Source organism: Ruegeria sp. HKCCA4008, from assembly GCF_013033125.1.
GTDB lineage: Bacteria > Pseudomonadota > Alphaproteobacteria > Rhodobacterales > Rhodobacteraceae > Ruegeria.
In genome coordinates this window covers 755,695-770,155 of record NZ_WQDM01000001.1, presented here as the reverse complement: position 1 = coordinate 770,155, position 14,461 = coordinate 755,695, and the positions used below count along the sequence as shown (strand labels likewise).

General features: G+C 58.4%; 14 protein-coding genes and 1 tRNA gene. 8 read left to right on the top strand and 7 right to left on the bottom strand.

Annotated elements, in window-relative coordinates; genetic code table 11:
* Nucleotides 1–76: 76 nt before the first annotated feature.
* The 3 genes from GOW60_RS03840 to GOW60_RS03830 are packed head-to-tail and all read left to right on the top strand — an operon-like array spanning nucleotide 77 to nucleotide 4,165.
* Complete coding sequence (locus GOW60_RS03840; protein ID WP_171228280.1) at nucleotides 77–724, top strand: ABC transporter ATP-binding protein; 648 nt, start codon at nucleotides 77–79, stop codon at nucleotides 722–724.
* Nucleotides 721–3,135: an ABC transporter permease gene (locus GOW60_RS03835; protein WP_171228279.1), complete on the top strand. Its 2,415-nt coding sequence runs from the start codon at nucleotides 721–723 to the stop codon at nucleotides 3,133–3,135. Before GOW60_RS03840 ends, GOW60_RS03835 begins: the two co-directional genes overlap by 4 nt.
* Nucleotides 3,125–4,165 (top strand): lipocalin-like domain-containing protein, encoded by a 1,041-nt coding sequence (locus GOW60_RS03830; protein WP_171228278.1) that lies wholly within the window; start codon nucleotides 3,125–3,127, stop codon nucleotides 4,163–4,165. Before GOW60_RS03835 ends, GOW60_RS03830 begins: the two co-directional genes overlap by 11 nt.
* A gap of 78 nt (nucleotides 4,166–4,243) precedes the next feature.
* Here the strand turns inward: GOW60_RS03830 and GOW60_RS03825 are convergent, their stop codons facing one another.
* From GOW60_RS03825 to GOW60_RS03815, 3 genes are all read right to left on the bottom strand, one after another.
* Nucleotides 4,244–4,675 carry a universal stress protein gene (locus GOW60_RS03825; RefSeq protein WP_171115790.1) on the bottom strand — a complete coding sequence of 144 codons (432 nt, stop codon included), beginning with the start codon at nucleotides 4,673–4,675 and terminating at the stop codon, nucleotides 4,244–4,246.
* Nucleotides 4,672–7,281: a TRAP transporter permease gene (locus tag GOW60_RS03820; protein ID WP_152458068.1), complete on the bottom strand. Its 2,610-nt coding sequence runs from the start codon at nucleotides 7,279–7,281 to the stop codon at nucleotides 4,672–4,674. Before GOW60_RS03820 ends, GOW60_RS03825 begins: the two co-directional genes overlap by 4 nt.
* 99 nt (nucleotides 7,282–7,380) lie before the next feature.
* Nucleotides 7,381–8,349: a TAXI family TRAP transporter solute-binding subunit gene (locus GOW60_RS03815; RefSeq protein ID WP_171115786.1), complete on the bottom strand. Its 969-nt coding sequence runs from the start codon at nucleotides 8,347–8,349 to the stop codon at nucleotides 7,381–7,383.
* Nucleotides 8,350–8,775: 426 nt separating this feature from the next.
* Here GOW60_RS03815 and GOW60_RS03810 point away from each other — a divergent pair, with 426 nt between their 5' ends.
* Nucleotides 8,776–9,393, top strand: a complete 618-nt coding sequence (locus GOW60_RS03810; protein ID WP_171228277.1) for a hypothetical protein — start codon at nucleotides 8,776–8,778, stop codon at nucleotides 9,391–9,393.
* A 586-nt stretch (nucleotides 9,394–9,979) separates the two neighbouring features.
* On the opposite strand, the gene GOW60_RS03805 is transcribed toward GOW60_RS03810, so the two are convergent.
* Nucleotides 9,980–10,065, bottom strand: a tRNA-Leu gene (locus GOW60_RS03805).
* A 147-nt stretch (nucleotides 10,066–10,212) separates the two neighbouring features.
* Here GOW60_RS03805 and GOW60_RS03800 point away from each other — a divergent pair.
* Both GOW60_RS03800 and GOW60_RS03795 read left to right on the top strand, forming a co-directional pair.
* A complete protein-coding gene (locus GOW60_RS03800) occupies nucleotides 10,213–10,791 on the top strand; it encodes a YqaA family protein (protein ID WP_152458071.1) in 579 nt (192 codons plus the stop codon).
* Nucleotides 10,788–11,258, top strand: coding sequence for a disulfide bond formation protein B (locus GOW60_RS03795; protein WP_171228276.1), 471 nt, complete (start codon nucleotides 10,788–10,790; stop codon nucleotides 11,256–11,258). The genes GOW60_RS03800 and GOW60_RS03795 overlap by 4 nt, the downstream gene beginning before the upstream one ends.
* Here GOW60_RS03795 and GOW60_RS03790 read toward each other — a convergent pair.
* Nucleotides 11,255–11,842, bottom strand: coding sequence for an HNH endonuclease (locus GOW60_RS03790; protein ID WP_152458073.1), 588 nt, complete (start codon nucleotides 11,840–11,842; stop codon nucleotides 11,255–11,257). The two genes, GOW60_RS03795 and GOW60_RS03790, sit on opposite strands and share 4 nt — an antisense overlap.
* Nucleotides 11,843–12,055: 213 nt before the next feature.
* On the opposite strand from GOW60_RS03790, the gene GOW60_RS03785 reads away from it, so the two are divergent.
* Both GOW60_RS03785 and GOW60_RS03780 read left to right on the top strand, forming a co-directional pair.
* Nucleotides 12,056–12,661, top strand: a complete 606-nt coding sequence (locus tag GOW60_RS03785; RefSeq protein ID WP_171228275.1) for an rRNA large subunit pseudouridine synthase E — start codon at nucleotides 12,056–12,058, stop codon at nucleotides 12,659–12,661.
* A gap of 32 nt (nucleotides 12,662–12,693) precedes the next feature.
* On the top strand, nucleotides 12,694–13,119 hold the full coding sequence (locus GOW60_RS03780) for a VOC family protein (RefSeq protein ID WP_171167989.1): 426 nt from the start codon (nucleotides 12,694–12,696) through the stop codon (nucleotides 13,117–13,119).
* Between the two features lie 45 nt (nucleotides 13,120–13,164).
* Here GOW60_RS03780 and GOW60_RS03775 read toward each other — a convergent pair whose 3' ends face one another.
* Nucleotides 13,165–13,830, bottom strand: a complete 666-nt coding sequence (locus tag GOW60_RS03775) for an alpha/beta hydrolase (protein WP_171228274.1) — start codon at nucleotides 13,828–13,830, stop codon at nucleotides 13,165–13,167.
* A complete protein-coding gene (locus GOW60_RS03770; RefSeq protein ID WP_171228273.1) occupies nucleotides 13,827–14,459 on the bottom strand; it encodes a DNA-3-methyladenine glycosylase in 633 nt (210 codons plus the stop codon). The genes GOW60_RS03775 and GOW60_RS03770 overlap by 4 nt, the downstream gene beginning before the upstream one ends.
* Between the last annotated feature and the right edge of the window lie 2 nt (nucleotides 14,460–14,461).

Sequence of the window (14,461 nt, the reverse complement as noted above, 5' to 3'; positions counted from 1 at the left end):
AATGGAACCGAGTGCGGGTCCGCACTGGACAGTTTGGAATTCCGTCGCACATCCTTGGAGGAAAAAAGGCCAGACCATGCTGTTGACCATCGACCGTGTTCAGAAAACCTATCCCGGCGGGCGCCCGGTTCTGCGCGACGTGTCGCTGATATTGGATGAAGGGCAGACACTGGCCCTGACCGGCGAAAGCGGCAGTGGCAAAAGCACTCTGCTGAACCTTGCCGCAGCGCTTGATTGTTTCGACAGCGGTGAAATCATCTTGAATCGAACACCTCTGTCCCGTCTGGACGATGCCGGGCGGGCCGAATTGCGGCGCAGTCAGCTTTCGTTGGTGTTTCAGCAGTTCAATCTGATCCCTTCGCTGACCGTTGCGCAGAACCTTTCCTTTCACGCCCGCCTTGCCGACGCTGAGGATGCCGATTGGACCGCGCATCTGACTGAACGCTTGGGCCTGTCCGATCTTTTGGACCGATATCCCGAAAACCTGTCCGGCGGGCAACAGCAGCGGGTCGCGATTGGTCGTGCCATGGCTGCGCGTCCGAAACTGCTGCTGGCGGATGAGCCCACGGGCAATCTGGATGAAACCGCCAGCGCAAGGGTTCTGGATCTGATGTTGGCCTTGGTGGCTGATACCGGCGCAGCGCTTCTGTTGGTCACGCATTCCCAACAGATTGCGGCCCGCCTGGATCGAACCGTCCAGCTCTGCGGTGGTCGTATCCAATGACACGCGCCGTCATTCAGGCTTTGATGTCTCACTGGCGGGTGCACTGGTTGCAACTGGCGACGCTTTTGACAGGCATCGCGTTGGCCACCGGTCTCTGGTCCGCGGTTCAGGCCATCAATGCCGAAGCGCGCGCCAGCTATGCCCGGGCCAACGCGCAGCTTGCCCTTGGGCAGTTCGACGAGCTGCGCGATCCTTCCGGCCTGATCCCGGTTTCTCGTTACGTCGATCTGCGTCGTGCTGGCTGGCAGGTGGCGGCCGTTCTGGAAGGCCCCTATCGTATTCGAGGCCGCACATTGCGCCTGATGGGTGTGGACATGGTCGCCTACCCGGCCCTGCCCGCCGTCACCGAAGCCGACCAAAGCACCGCGCCGACTGAGCCGGCGGACATGCTGACCGCTCCGGGGCGGCTTCTGATCGCGGCAGAGCTGGAGCCGCTGTTGCACGACCAGAACAACCTTCCGCCGTTTTCAATCACCACGGCCCTGCCACCAGACGTAATTCTGACGGATATCGGCACAGCCGAAGCCCTGCTGAACCAAACCGGTTTCATCTCGCGCCTCATCGTGTTGCCGGATCAGCCGCGTGATCGGCCACCTTTGGCCGAAGTCGCGCCCGAACTGGAGCGCGCCAGCCCGTCCTCGCAAGTCGATACTGCTCGGCTGACTGACAGTTTTCACCTGAACCTGTCGGCTTTTGGCCTGTTGTCCTTTGCCGTTGGCCTGTTCATCGTGAACGGCACTGTCGGGCTGGCTTTTGCCCAACGCCGAGGCATGATCCGTACCCTGCGTGCGCTGGGTGTTTCGATGCGGCGGCTGGTCTTCCTGATCCTGACCGAACTGACGGGGCTGGCCCTGATCGGTGGAACCATGGGTCTGCTTCTTGGGTTCTTTCTGGCCGGAGCGTTGTTGCCCGATGTCGCAGCAACCCTTCGCGGCCTGTATGGTGCGCCCGTGACCGGACAGCTGACATTGCACCCCCATTGGGTGTTTGCCGGGATGGCGATGGCTGTCTGCGGTACCTTGTTTGCCAGTGGCCATGCGCTGTGGCGATTGTCTCGTATGCCTCTGCTGGCGGGGCCCGGAGTGCAAGCCTGGCAGGGCAATGCGCGGACACGCCTTGTGACCGGTTTGCTCGGCTTGGCCCTGATCTTCGGCGGTACCATCGCCTATCTCAGCATCGGTGGTCTGGTTGCCGGTTTCGTGCTGTTGGCCGGATTGCTGACCGGTGCCGCGCTTTTGTTGCCGGCGCTTCTGACCTTTGCGCTTTCCGTCTTTGGCAACAGGTCCCGTGGTGCCCTCGCGCAGTGGGTCTGGGCCGACATGCGCGCACAATTGCCCGGGCTGTCGCTTGCCCTGATGGCCCTGTTGCTTGCGCTTGCGGCAAATATCGGTGTGGGCACAATGGTTTCAAGTTTCCGGCTGACCTTTGTCGGCTGGCTCGACCAGCGCCTGACCTCAGAGCTCTATCTGACCGTCCGTGACGAAGAACAGGGGCGCGAGATCACGGAATGGCTGCGGCCACAAGTCGACGCCATCCTTCCAATTCGCAACATAGAACTGTCGCACGAGACGGGCCCCCTGTTTCTGTACGGGGTCATTGACGATCCGGTCTATCGGCAGCACTGGCCGTTGATATCGGCAAACTCGACCGTATGGGACGACGTCATGGCCGGAGACGCGGTGCTGATCAACGAACAACTGGCACGGCGCGCGAATCTCTGGCCCGGAGATACGCTGACACTGCCCCCGGATCACGCGCCGACCATTGCCGGGGTTTATTCGGATTATGGAAACCCAACCGGACAAGCCATTGTGTCGATGAGCCAACTTGACCGGATCGCGCCAGGGGCCGAAACTCGACGGTTTGGCATCCGTTTGAACCCCGAGCAGGCGACTGAAATGGCGCAAGCCTTGCGCGAGCGGTTTGCCCTTCCGCGTCAGGCCGTGGTCCAGCAGGCCGCCATGAAGGCGCAATCATTGGCAATCTTCGAAAAGACCTTTGTCGTGACATCGGCGCTCAATGTTCTGACCCTCGGCGTGGCGGGATTTGCCATACTCACCAGCCTGCTGACCCTATGGACCCAGCGCCTGCCTCAGATAGCTCCGGTATGGGCGCTGGGACTGAACCGGGCGCAACTGGCGCGGCTGGAGCTTTTGCGCAGCGTACTGCTCGCGGCTCTGACCGCGTGTCTGGCGTTGCCGCTTGGTCTGATCCTCGCCTGGGTTCTGTTGGCAGTGATCAATGTGCAAGCCTTTGGCTGGCGGTTGCCGATGTTCGTGTTTCCCTGGGATTGGTTGTGGCTGTTCCTGTTGACCCTGCTGGCCGCCCTGGTTGCAGCGGCCCTGCCCGCGCTGCGCATGTTGCGTCTGCCCCCTGCCGATTTGCTGAAGGTGTTTGCCAATGAACGTTAAAACCCTTTTGGCCGTTCTTGTGTTTTTGTGCCCATCGCCTCTTTGGGCGCAGGGCTATGCAGGTCTTGGAGGGTCGGCGGAAGGATTCGAGGTTCCGCAGGCGGGCTTTGAATTCGACTTTCCCAAAGACCACGGACCTCATCCCGCTTATCGGATCGAATGGTGGTATCTGACGGCCAACCTCAAAGGCGAGGACGGGCGTGACTATGGCATCCAATGGACCCTTTTCCGGTCGGCCCTGAAACCGTTTGAAACAGATGGATGGCAAAGCCCGCAGATCTGGATGGGCCATGCGGCCGTCACCACGCCTGACACCCACTATTTTGCCGAACGCCTGTCGCGTGGGGGGATTGGGCAGGCAGGTGTTGCGGTGCAACCGTTCGAGGCCTGGATCGACGAATGGCGCATGGCCGGACCGGACATGGATACCCTGACCCTGACCGCAAACGGGGCTGATTTCGGGTACGATCTTGCGCTGAGCGCACAAGGCCCGTTGGTGTTTCATGGCCAAGCGGGCTATTCCTTGAAATCCGCCGACGGACAAGCCAGCTATTACTATTCGCAACCCTTCTATTCAGTCGAAGGCGTACTGCACCTGCCGGATGGCGATATTCGCGTCACCGGTCAGGGCTGGCTGGACCGGGAATGGTCTTCTCAACCCCTGGCCGAGGATCAAACCGGCTGGGATTGGTTTTCGCTCAGCTTCGAGGACGGGGACAAGCTGATGGCCTTTCGCCTGCGCGGTGGTCGCGGCGATTTCACTTCGGCCACATGGATCAATTCAGACGGCAGCACCGATGCCATCCCCGACGGATCCGTCAGGCTTGAGCCGCTTGCGACCGATCAGGTGGCAGGTCGCGACGTCCCGACGCAATGGCGCGTCGTGCTTGCGGACCGTGGCATCGACGTCAAGGTTTCCGCCCTGACACCGGACGCCTGGATGGGGACACGTTTTGAATATTGGGAAGGTCCGGTCACGGTCACCGGCAGCCACGAGGGCGTCGGGTATCTCGAGATGACGGGCTACTGACCTGGCTGCGGGAGCCCGAACGGCGGCAGACGACCGTCGGGGCTTGGGCACCTCTGTGCACGGCATCTGCCTTTCGCGTCAGCGCACCACGTAAACCGAGACGTTAGAATGTCGCACCACGCGCGCGGCATTCGGACCCAGCAGGTAATCCTTGAAATCCGGCTTGTGGGCTCCGATTACGATCAAATCAGAGCCGGCACTTTCGGCCGTCTTCAAGATCTCCTGATAGGCTGTGCCTGTCGCAACCACATGGCGGATGGTTTCGTTGCGCTCGGCCCCCAGGGCCGATACGCACAGCGCCGTCAGCTTGGCCTGCGCTTCCTCCAACGCCTTGTCGTGAAAACCGGATTCGAAAAACCCCGACACCCAGCTTTCTCCGAAATCGGGCAGCACTGTCACCACGTCAAGTTGCGCCCCTTCCATATCCGCCAGCGCGGCTGCTTTTTGCAGCACCGGTGCATCAATCTCGCCATTGCTGATATCAACGGCACACAGAACGGAACGTGTCATACGAGCACCTCTTGTCTGGCGGCACGGCCGCGTTGCAGGAAAGCGATCAGACCCAGAAGGATCAGCGCCGGGATATAGACCAGTTGCTTCGGAGGTTGGCTGGACGGCAGGCTGACCGAGCTCAGACGCACGGCCTCGTCACCGTAATAGTCAAAGTTGGCCAGATCTTCGGCAACCGGTGATCCAAACATCGGCTCGTCAAGTTTGACAAGGCCATCCTCTTCCAGCAACAGCAGCCCCATGGCATCGACGCGCGCTTCACCGCCCTCTTCGGATCCGACTGGCACCACAATCGTGGTGTCAACCATCTTGCCGGTATCAAAATCCGGCCCGCTGATCACCATGCGAACCTCGGTTCCCGGTGGTGTCTGGCCAATGGTTTCGACAAACGCCGCAGGCTCGACCGAAGTGTATGGAGGCGCGATGCGATCCATGAAGAAATCCGGCCTGAACAGGGCGAAGGCCACGGCGATCAGCGCGATACTTTCGTAGATGCGGCTGTGGGTCAGGAAATACCCCATGGTGCCTGCCGTAAAGACAAGGATCGCTATCGTCGCAAAAATCGCCACTATGATCCCTTCGACCCATGTCACATCGATCAGCAGAAGATCGGTGTTGAAAATGAACACGAAGGGCAGCGCCACGGTACGCAGGCTGTAGAAGAACGCCGTGAAACCGGTTTTGATCGCATCACCGCCCGACACAGCCGCAGCAGCAAAACTGGCCAGCCCGACCGGAGGTGTCACGTCGGCCATGATCCCGAAATAGAACACGAACAGGTGGACAGCGATCAAAGGAACGATCAGCCCGCTTTGTGCGCCCAACTCAACAACCACCCCGGCCATCAACGAGCTGACAACGATATAGTTCGCGGTTGTTGGCAGACCCATGCCCAGGATCAGGCTGAGCAGCCCGACCATGACCAGCATCAGGATCAGATTGCCGCCCGACAGGAACTCGACCAGATCGGCCATCACCTGACCAACACCCGTCAACGTGACGGTTCCCACGATCACGCCCGCGGTTGCCGTGGCAAGCGCGATGCCGATCATATTGCGTGCCCCGTCGATCAGACCTTGCCACAGGTCGGCAACACCATCGATGAAAGTGTTGTACAGGTTGCTCTGCCCCCGGAACATCGCTTTCAGCGGCTTCTGCGTCAGCAGGATGACAAACAGCAGCGATGTGGCCCAGAAGGCGGAAAGGCCCGGTGACTTCTGTTCGATCATCAGGAAATAGACCAGAACGATGATCGGCAGCAGGTAATGCAGGCCAGCTTTGTAGATATCGGCGATGACCGGAAGCGTAACCTCTTTTGCGTTAGGGTCGTCCGGTTCCAGGTCAGGCACCTGTGCCGCCAGATAAAGCAGTGCGACATATACCGCGCAGATAATCAGGCTGAGCACGATCCCAGCGGCCGACGGCACCCAGCTTGTCACGGCATCCACCGGGAATTGTGACCCATAGCAAAGACCTGCAAACACCAGAAAGAAGCCGAGCATCCCCACCACGGTCCGCGCCAGATGCACATCGCGGTCGCCCAGCGTGGGCATGTTCCGCTTCACGGCTTCGAGGTGCACGATGTAAACCAGTGCGATGTAGGAAATCGCCGCTGGCAGGAAGGCATGGGTGATCACCTCGACATATGAGATGCCCACATATTCCACCATCAGGAATGCAGCGGCCCCCATCACCGGCGGCATGATCTGTCCGTTGACCGAACTGGCAACCTCGACCGAGCCCGCTTGTTCACTGCTGAACCCGACGCGCTTCATCAGCGGTATGGTGAAAGTACCGGTGGTGACAACATTGGCAATCGACGAGCCCGAGATCAGGCCGGTCGCAGCCGAGCCTACAACTGCCGCCTTGGCCGGACCACCACGCAGGTGGCCCAGGGCCCCAAAGGCCATCTTGATAAAGTAGTTTCCTGCCCCGGCTTTATCCAGCAATGCGCCAAACAGAACGAACAGGAAAACGAATTTCGTGGAAACACCCAAGGCGATGCCGAACACGCCCTCGGACGTGATCCACATGTGGCTCATCGCCTTTTTCAGGCTCGCGCCCTTCCAGCGGATAACTTCGGGCACCCATTCCGAGGCACCGAAGAACACATAGGCCAAAAATATGGTCGCGATAATTGCCATGGCCGGGCCAAGCGCACGGCGCGCGGCCTCGAACAACAGCACCAGGCCAAGCAACGCAACCCATTTGTCGGTGTCGTCGGCCAAACCGCCCGCATTGACGATCTTGTCATAGAAGAAATAGCCGTACAGCGCGACAAACGCACCCACCAATCCCATGATCCAATCCTGAACCGGAATATAGTTCCGGGGGCTGGATTTGAGCGCCGGATAGGCCGCAAAGGCCAGAAACAACGCAAAAGCCAGATGGAATTGCCGCGCATTGTTCACGACGCTTCCGGGCAAGACATAATTCGCCAGGGGCGAGGCCAGAACAACTTGAAATATCGACCAGATCGCGGCCACGACCGCAAGGAAAACGCCCACGTTCCCGACCGGATTGCGCCCTCCTGCGTCAGAAGATGCAACCAGATCCTGAAGCTCTTCTTCGGAAAGCGGACGATTGGATTGAGTGTCGGAATTCATCAAATGTCTCCCCGTCGCGGCCATTGTTCGGCCTTCTGAAATCCCGTTTCACACGGGTTTTGTGCAGGGCGCCCTTGGGCACCCTGCGTCAGGTCTGGTTTACTGAATCCAGCCTTTTTCTTTGTAGTACTTCTCGGCACCCGGATGCAGCGGAGCCGACAGGCCATCCGCAATCATCTCTTCTGGCTTCAGGTTCGCAAACGCGGGGTGCAGCTTTTTGAAGTCATCGAAGTTTTCGAAGACCGAGCTTACAACCGCATAAACCGCGTCATCCGACACGTCTGCCGAGGTTACGAAAGTCGCGCCAACACCAAAGGTCGAGGTGTCTTCGTCAGATCCACGGTACATGCCACCGGGAATGGTTGCCTTGCGGTAGAACGAGTTTTCGTTGACCAGCTTGTCCACGGCCTCACCGCTGACGTTCACCAGAACCGAGTCACACGCGGTGGTGGCTTCCTGAATCGAACCCGAGGGGTGGCCAACGGTGTACACCATCGCGTCGATCTGGTTGTCGCACAAGGCTGCCGACTGTTCAGCCGCTTTCAGCTCGGTCGCCAGTTCGAAATCATCTGTGGTCCAGCCCATTTCGCCCAGCAGGACTTCCATGGTGCCGCGCTGACCGGAACCGGGGTTGCCGATGTTGACGCGCTTGCCCTTCAGGTCTTCAAAGTTGGTGATGCCGGAATCGGCGCGGGCCACAACGGTGAAGGGTTCGGGGTGCACCGAGAACACGGCGCGCAGGCCTTCGAACGGGCCGGCTTCTTCGAATTTCGAGGTGCCGTTATAGGCGTGGTACTGCCAGTCGGACTGGGCCACACCAAACTCCAGCTCGCCTTCGCGGATGGTGTTGATGTTGTAGACTGAACCACCGGTCGATTCGACCGAGCAGCGCACGCCGTGCTCTTTCCGGCCTTTGTTGACCAGACGACAGATCGCGCCGCCGGTCGGATAGTAAACGCCGGTTACACCGCCGGTACCGATCGTAATGAACTCTTCGGCATATGCCGCCGGAGCCAGAAGGGCTGCGGTGACGAAGGCGCCGACGCTCAGTTTGCTGCTGTTTTTCATCTGTTAACTCCCACTTTTTTTGTCTGGCAGTTGGAAATCAAGTTTGATCACCTGCTCAGGGAAGCGTGCCGATAATACAAACCGGCCCGCATCGCAACGGCTACAAATCTTTGAATTTCCCAATTTCTCCCAACCCTTTCGAGGTTTCATTCAGATACCCACAATGTCAAGGCCGGCACCGGTCTGACCTGCGCCAATTCGCATATATGAGCATAAATCCCGAACTTTCCCCATCAGTTCACAGCGAGCCGTCTGGGTTCATGCAGTCACTCCAAATCCAAAACTCGGTTTCAGTGTCAGCAAAATGAACTGCCACTAGACGCCGCGAAACAGCACGAACCGCCACTCAAATGAGAAGCGCGTATTCGGATCGAAAAAACAACTGGGGGGTTTCTTGACCGAATCCACAAATTTTGAAAAAATATTATGTTAATATTTATTGCCTTGTATCGACATTTTTGGGAGGGGGAAATGAGGTTCTTTGTTGCGGTACTGTCACTGTTGGGCGGCTTATTAATCGCTAATCCAAGTTCTGCCATCACGATTAGTCCAAGTCAGGCCTTGGCAATAAATGCCAGCGCTGGTTCCGGGTTCGGCGGAATAAATCCCTTCTTTTCTACCAGCACCGATGTGCAAGCAAATCAGCTAAGGTTAGATGTTTATTCCGGACACAATTTAACAGGCTCACTGATTGGAACGACCATCCTTCCATTCGGGTTTTCTGCGACGGGTGGGGGTGGCGCATTTATCTATGCGCCCGATGCAGATGGTGACGTAACAGTAGTTGCGAGCGCGCAATTCGGAACTATCGACCTATCGTTCAACAACAATTTTCAGACTCTTGCTTGCACGGGTTCGCAAGCAAGCACCTGTTCGCCTGTGTTTAATTTCGGCAATCCCTCTGCGGTTCAATATACTGTTGCAAATCCCCTAGCCCCAGTCCCACTTCCGCCTGCCGGATTCTTACTTCTGGTTGCACTTGGGTCGTTAGGACTAATTGCTCAAAGAATGGCTCATGGACGCCGTGACTACGAGCCCGTCTAAGGAACGATTTTAGTCAGGAAAAATGTCCCCTTTTGGCATTCCTAAATTCAGCAAGGAAAAGACGCTTTCCCGAAGGCGGTCTGGGGTGCACAAGAGTTTGCACCCACGTCCCCTGCTGTGAGGGACGTCCAGCACTTATAACCCGCCATGACCAAAAATCGTTGTCCCACCGTCATACAACAGGTTTTTCTTACACTTACCCGTTTACGCTAACGTACTAGCCATACAGCGGTTCAGGGATTCTTGCGCTTTAGGCAGGTGCCAACAGGATAGTTGGAATTGAGGCATCATTTGAATTCGGCTGCGCAGCCGCACTTGCATTCGGGCAAATGTTTCACCGAAAGCAGCGATACAACGCCGCAGCATTTGGTTGATTGTTTTGCACCTAGACCACTTCCCAGCGGGAAATACCGGCGAAGCTCTGCAATCGGCAGACCACTTTGTTGTGGTGAGAAACCGCGCTGCGCGCGGAATCGCCAACGGCACGAAATCAGCTGGCGTCAACGAAATCTCGGGCGAATAGATTCGGGGATGACGAAGGGCAGTTCCGAAAAGCAACTAATTATCAATGCCATGCCAAAAAATGTGGTGCCCAAGGAGAGACTCGAACTCTCACGCCCGTGAAGGCGGGGGATTTTGAATCCCCTGCGTCTACCATTCCGCCACTTGGGCCACGAACACTGGATTAGCGCCCATCCGAGCGAAGGTCCAGAGGCAAAAACCATCCAATATTCCATTTGTTTCGCCCTCGACTGTTGACGGTCCGTCGGGCGCATGGTTTGGCTGGGCTTCAGACCGAAAACGGGATTTGAGTGCTTTATGTTACGATCGCTTTATGACTGGACCATTCGTCTGGCCGAACACCCTCACGCGCTGTGGGCGCTGGCCATCGTGGCTTTCATCGAAAGTTCGTTCTTCCCGATTCCGCCAGATGTGTTGATGATTCCGATGATTCTGGCCCGCCCGTCCCGGGCGTGGCTGATCGCAACCGTGGCACTGGTGGCTTCGGTTCTGGGGGGCATGCTGGGCTATGCGATTGGTGCGTTTTTCTATGAAAGCATCGGGCAGCCCATTCTGGAATCCATGGGGAAAGCCCATGCCATGGAAGAGTTCAATACCCGTTTCAACGACTTCGGATTCTGGGCCGTTCTGGCCGCTGGTGTGACCCCCTTCCCTTACAAGGTCATCACTATTATGTCCGGCTGGACCGGCATGCCGCTTGGAACCTTCATTGCCACCTCGATTCTGGCTCGCGCCTTGAGGTTCTTCCTGGTGGCAGGCCTGCTCTGGGGATTCGGTGAGCCGATCCGCGACTTCATCGAAAAGCGCCTGGGGCTAATGTTCACTTTGTTCATCATCCTCCTGTTTGGCGGATTCCTGGTGGTGAAATACTTATGACGAGACGTTCGCAACTTGTCGCGGTGGCAAGTCTAGGATCACTGGCGCTTCTTATGGCCGCTTTTGGCTTTCAGCATCTCGGCGGGCTTGCGCCATGCAAGATGTGCATCTGGCAGCGCTATCCACATGCAGTGGCAATCGCGATCGGCGCCGTGGCTCTGGCTTTACCGAGGCTGACCTTTCTTCCTTTGCTGGGCGCAGCGGCGGCCGCGACGACATCGGCGGTGGGTGCATTTCACGCCGGCGTTGAACAAGGCTGGTGGGAAGGCCCAAGCAGCTGCACATCCGGCAGCATCAGCGGTCTGTCCGCAGACGATCTGTTCGATCAAATCATGTCCGCGCCTTTGGTGCGGTGCGATGATATCCCCTGGGAAATGTTCGGCATCTCGATGGCAGGCTGGAACGCTATTGCTTCTGCTGTGCTGGTCCTGATCTGGCTGGCCGCATGGAAATCCCGCGCGGCTTAGAACTCGTCCAGCTCGGCATCCCAGTACAGGAAATCGATCCAGCTTTCATGCAGGTGGTTCGGCGGAAACTTCCGTCCAATATTGCGCAACGCTTCGGCATCGGGCTGACGTGGCGGCTTGCGCAAGGTCATCCGAGCCTGGCGCAGCGATTTCGACCCTTTGCGCAGATTGCACGGGCTGCACGCCGCCACCACGTTCTGCCAACTGGTCACACCACCGGCGGCCCGTGGCACCACATGGTCAAAGGTCAGGTTGTCCCGGCTGCCGCAGTACTGGCAGCGGAATTCATCCCGCAAAAATAAATTAAAGCGCGTGAAGGCCACGCGCTTTCTGGGTTTTACATAGTCTTTCAAAACAACGACCGAGGGTATTCGGATCTCGGTGCTCGGGCTGCGGACAACCTCGTCATATTCAGCCACGATATCGACCCGATCCAGCCAGGCCGCCTTGATCGCTTCTTGCCAGGGCCACAGTGACAGCGGGTAATAGGACAAGGGGCGATAATCGGCGTTCAAAACCAGGGCCGGGTGTTGTTTGAGCGCACCCGGCTCCCTTACAAATTCGGTCCTGAAGTCTCCGTCCATCACAGAATCGCTCCTCGCTCTCAGCTGCCCGTTTGTGACACCAGAGCGGGGAGCACCCGCCCCGGTCTTTCTATAACTATATATCGTGTTAAAACTCTGACAAGCCCTGATTTTCCACAATATGTCGCAGACGGGGTAACGCGAATCCGTAACAGGCACATGACAGTTATCCACAGCTTGCACCGGGGGTGACCTTCGGGCTATGCGCAGATCATGTCCTGGTTCATTCGCTTTAACAAACCTTATGATGTTCTGCCGCAGTTCACCGACCGCGCCAATACGGACAGCCCGCGCAGCACGCTGTCCGATTTCATCGATCTGCCGGGCGTCTACCCGGCGGGCAGGCTGGACCGGGACAGTGAAGGTTTGATGCTGCTGACGGATCATGGAAAGCTGCAATCCCAGATCTCTGATCCAAAGCACAAGATGGCCAAAACCTATTGGGTTCAGGTTGAAGGCACCCCCGACGAGGCTGCACTGAAAACGCTTCGCAACGGGGTCGAATTGAAGGATGGTTTGACCCGTCCTGCGAAAGCTCGTCAGATCGACGAACCCGAGGCGCTCTGGCCGCGCACCCCACCGATCCGTGAACGCAAGACGGTAACGGACAGCTGGCTTGAACTGACCATACGTGAAGGCAAAAACCGACAGGTGCGCCGGATGACAGCGGCAGTTGGTCTGCCGACACTGCGCCTGATCCGGTACCGCATCGGAAACTGGACCCTAGATGATCTTGAGCCCGGGCAGTGGGACAGTCTGCCAATGCCGACACTGAACGCGGCCCCCCAACGCAAGCGCGACCGTCGCCCACGCCGGTGACAGACCCTGCCCCGGTCTGCTAGACTGGGGTCATGAAGAAAACGCCTGACATCCCGGCCCCTTCGGCCATTCTGGAAGCGGCGCTCTATGTCGATGATCTGGACGCGGCAGAACAGTTTTACGGCGAAGTTCTTGGGCTCGAACGCATACAACGTGTCGCGGACCGCCATGTTTTCTATCGCATCGGCGGATCGGTCCTGCTAATTTTCAATCCCGACCAGACCGAACAACCGCCGCTCGACCCCGGCATGCCGGTTCCGCCCCACGGCGCGCGCGGCCCCGGACATGTGTGTCTTGTGCTGTCACGAGATGAAATCGCAGTGATGCGCAAACACCTTCTGGACTGGAATATTCCGGTAGATGCCGAGTTTGACTGGCCTGGCGGCGTACGGTCCCTGTATGTGCGCGACCCGGCCGGAAACTCGGTCGAGTTCGCCGAAGCGCACCTTTGGACTTGATCCGGTGCGGAACGCATGGGCGCTCCGCTGATCAAGTTCCAAAGACTAAAGGCTCAGCTTGTCGCGCATGAAGGCCAGCGCAACGCTCAGCCCATCCGGGGCGATACCGTGCCCGGTGCCTTTCATGACATGGGCATAGACCTCTTTGAAACCCGCAGCCTGCAAGGCTTCGGCCGCTCCCGGCAGGGACTGTGGGGGAACGACGTCATCAGCGTCGCCATGCACCAGCAAGACAGGCATCCGGCTGACGGTTTCATCCACCAGCAGATCGGGTTCCAGCAAACGGCCTGAAAAGGCTACGATCCCGGCCACGGGGTCTTCCCGTCGCGGCGCAACGTGCAGGCTCATCATGGTGCCCTGGCTGAAGCCAAACAGCACAACCTGTTCGGGCAGAACATCTTCGTCCACCATCAGCGCGTCCAAAAAGGCGTTGAAGTCCTCGACAGCCATCTCCATGCCCCGGCGGGCTTCTTCTTCGGAAGATCCATCGATCCACGGAATCGGAAACCACTGATACCCGTTGGGCATTCCGGGGATCTGCTCGGGGGCGTCGGGGGCCACGAACAACGTGTCAGGCAGGTGTTCACCCAGCGGATCGGCCAATCCCAGCAGATCGGCACCGTTTGCGCCATAGCCATGCACGAACACCACGACCGAGCGCGTGTCGCCCGAAACAGGCTCTTTCCGGAGCGCATTCAAAACCCGTGTCATCTGATCCCTTCTCTTTGTTTTGCAACCCGGTAATAGGCCCACAGCACCCGTGCCGCAACCGAACGCCAGGGCGACCAGGCCTCGGCCATTTTGCGCAGCTCCTTGTCCGTTGGACGTTCAGGCAAGTCATAGAGGATGCGCGCCGCCTCTTGCAGGGCCAGATCACCGGGTGCGATGACATCTGCGCGACCCAGTGAGAACATCGCATAGATTTCGGCGGTCCAGACACCGATACCCGGAACTTGCGTCAATATGGCGACGACATCGGCGTCAGTTGCATCGCGCAGTGCCTTATAGTCGATACGTGCCTCGGCCAGTGCCCGCGCATATCGGATCTTCTGTCGGCTCAGCCCAACTGCCCGCAGATCATCATCCGTTGCCCACAGGATCTTGCGCGGACCGGTCAACCTTGCGTTCTGAAGCCGATTCCAGATCGCATTGGCCGAAGCCACACTGACTTGCTGACTGACGATTGCACTCAATAATTGCGCAAACCCATCGGGGCGGCGGCGCAGCGGCAAGGGGCCGGTCTGATCCATCGCATACGCCATGCGCGGACAGGTTTGGGCCAGCCATTCGGCCCCTTCCGCCACACAGTCCGATGTTTCGATGATGCGGCCTGCGGGCATGC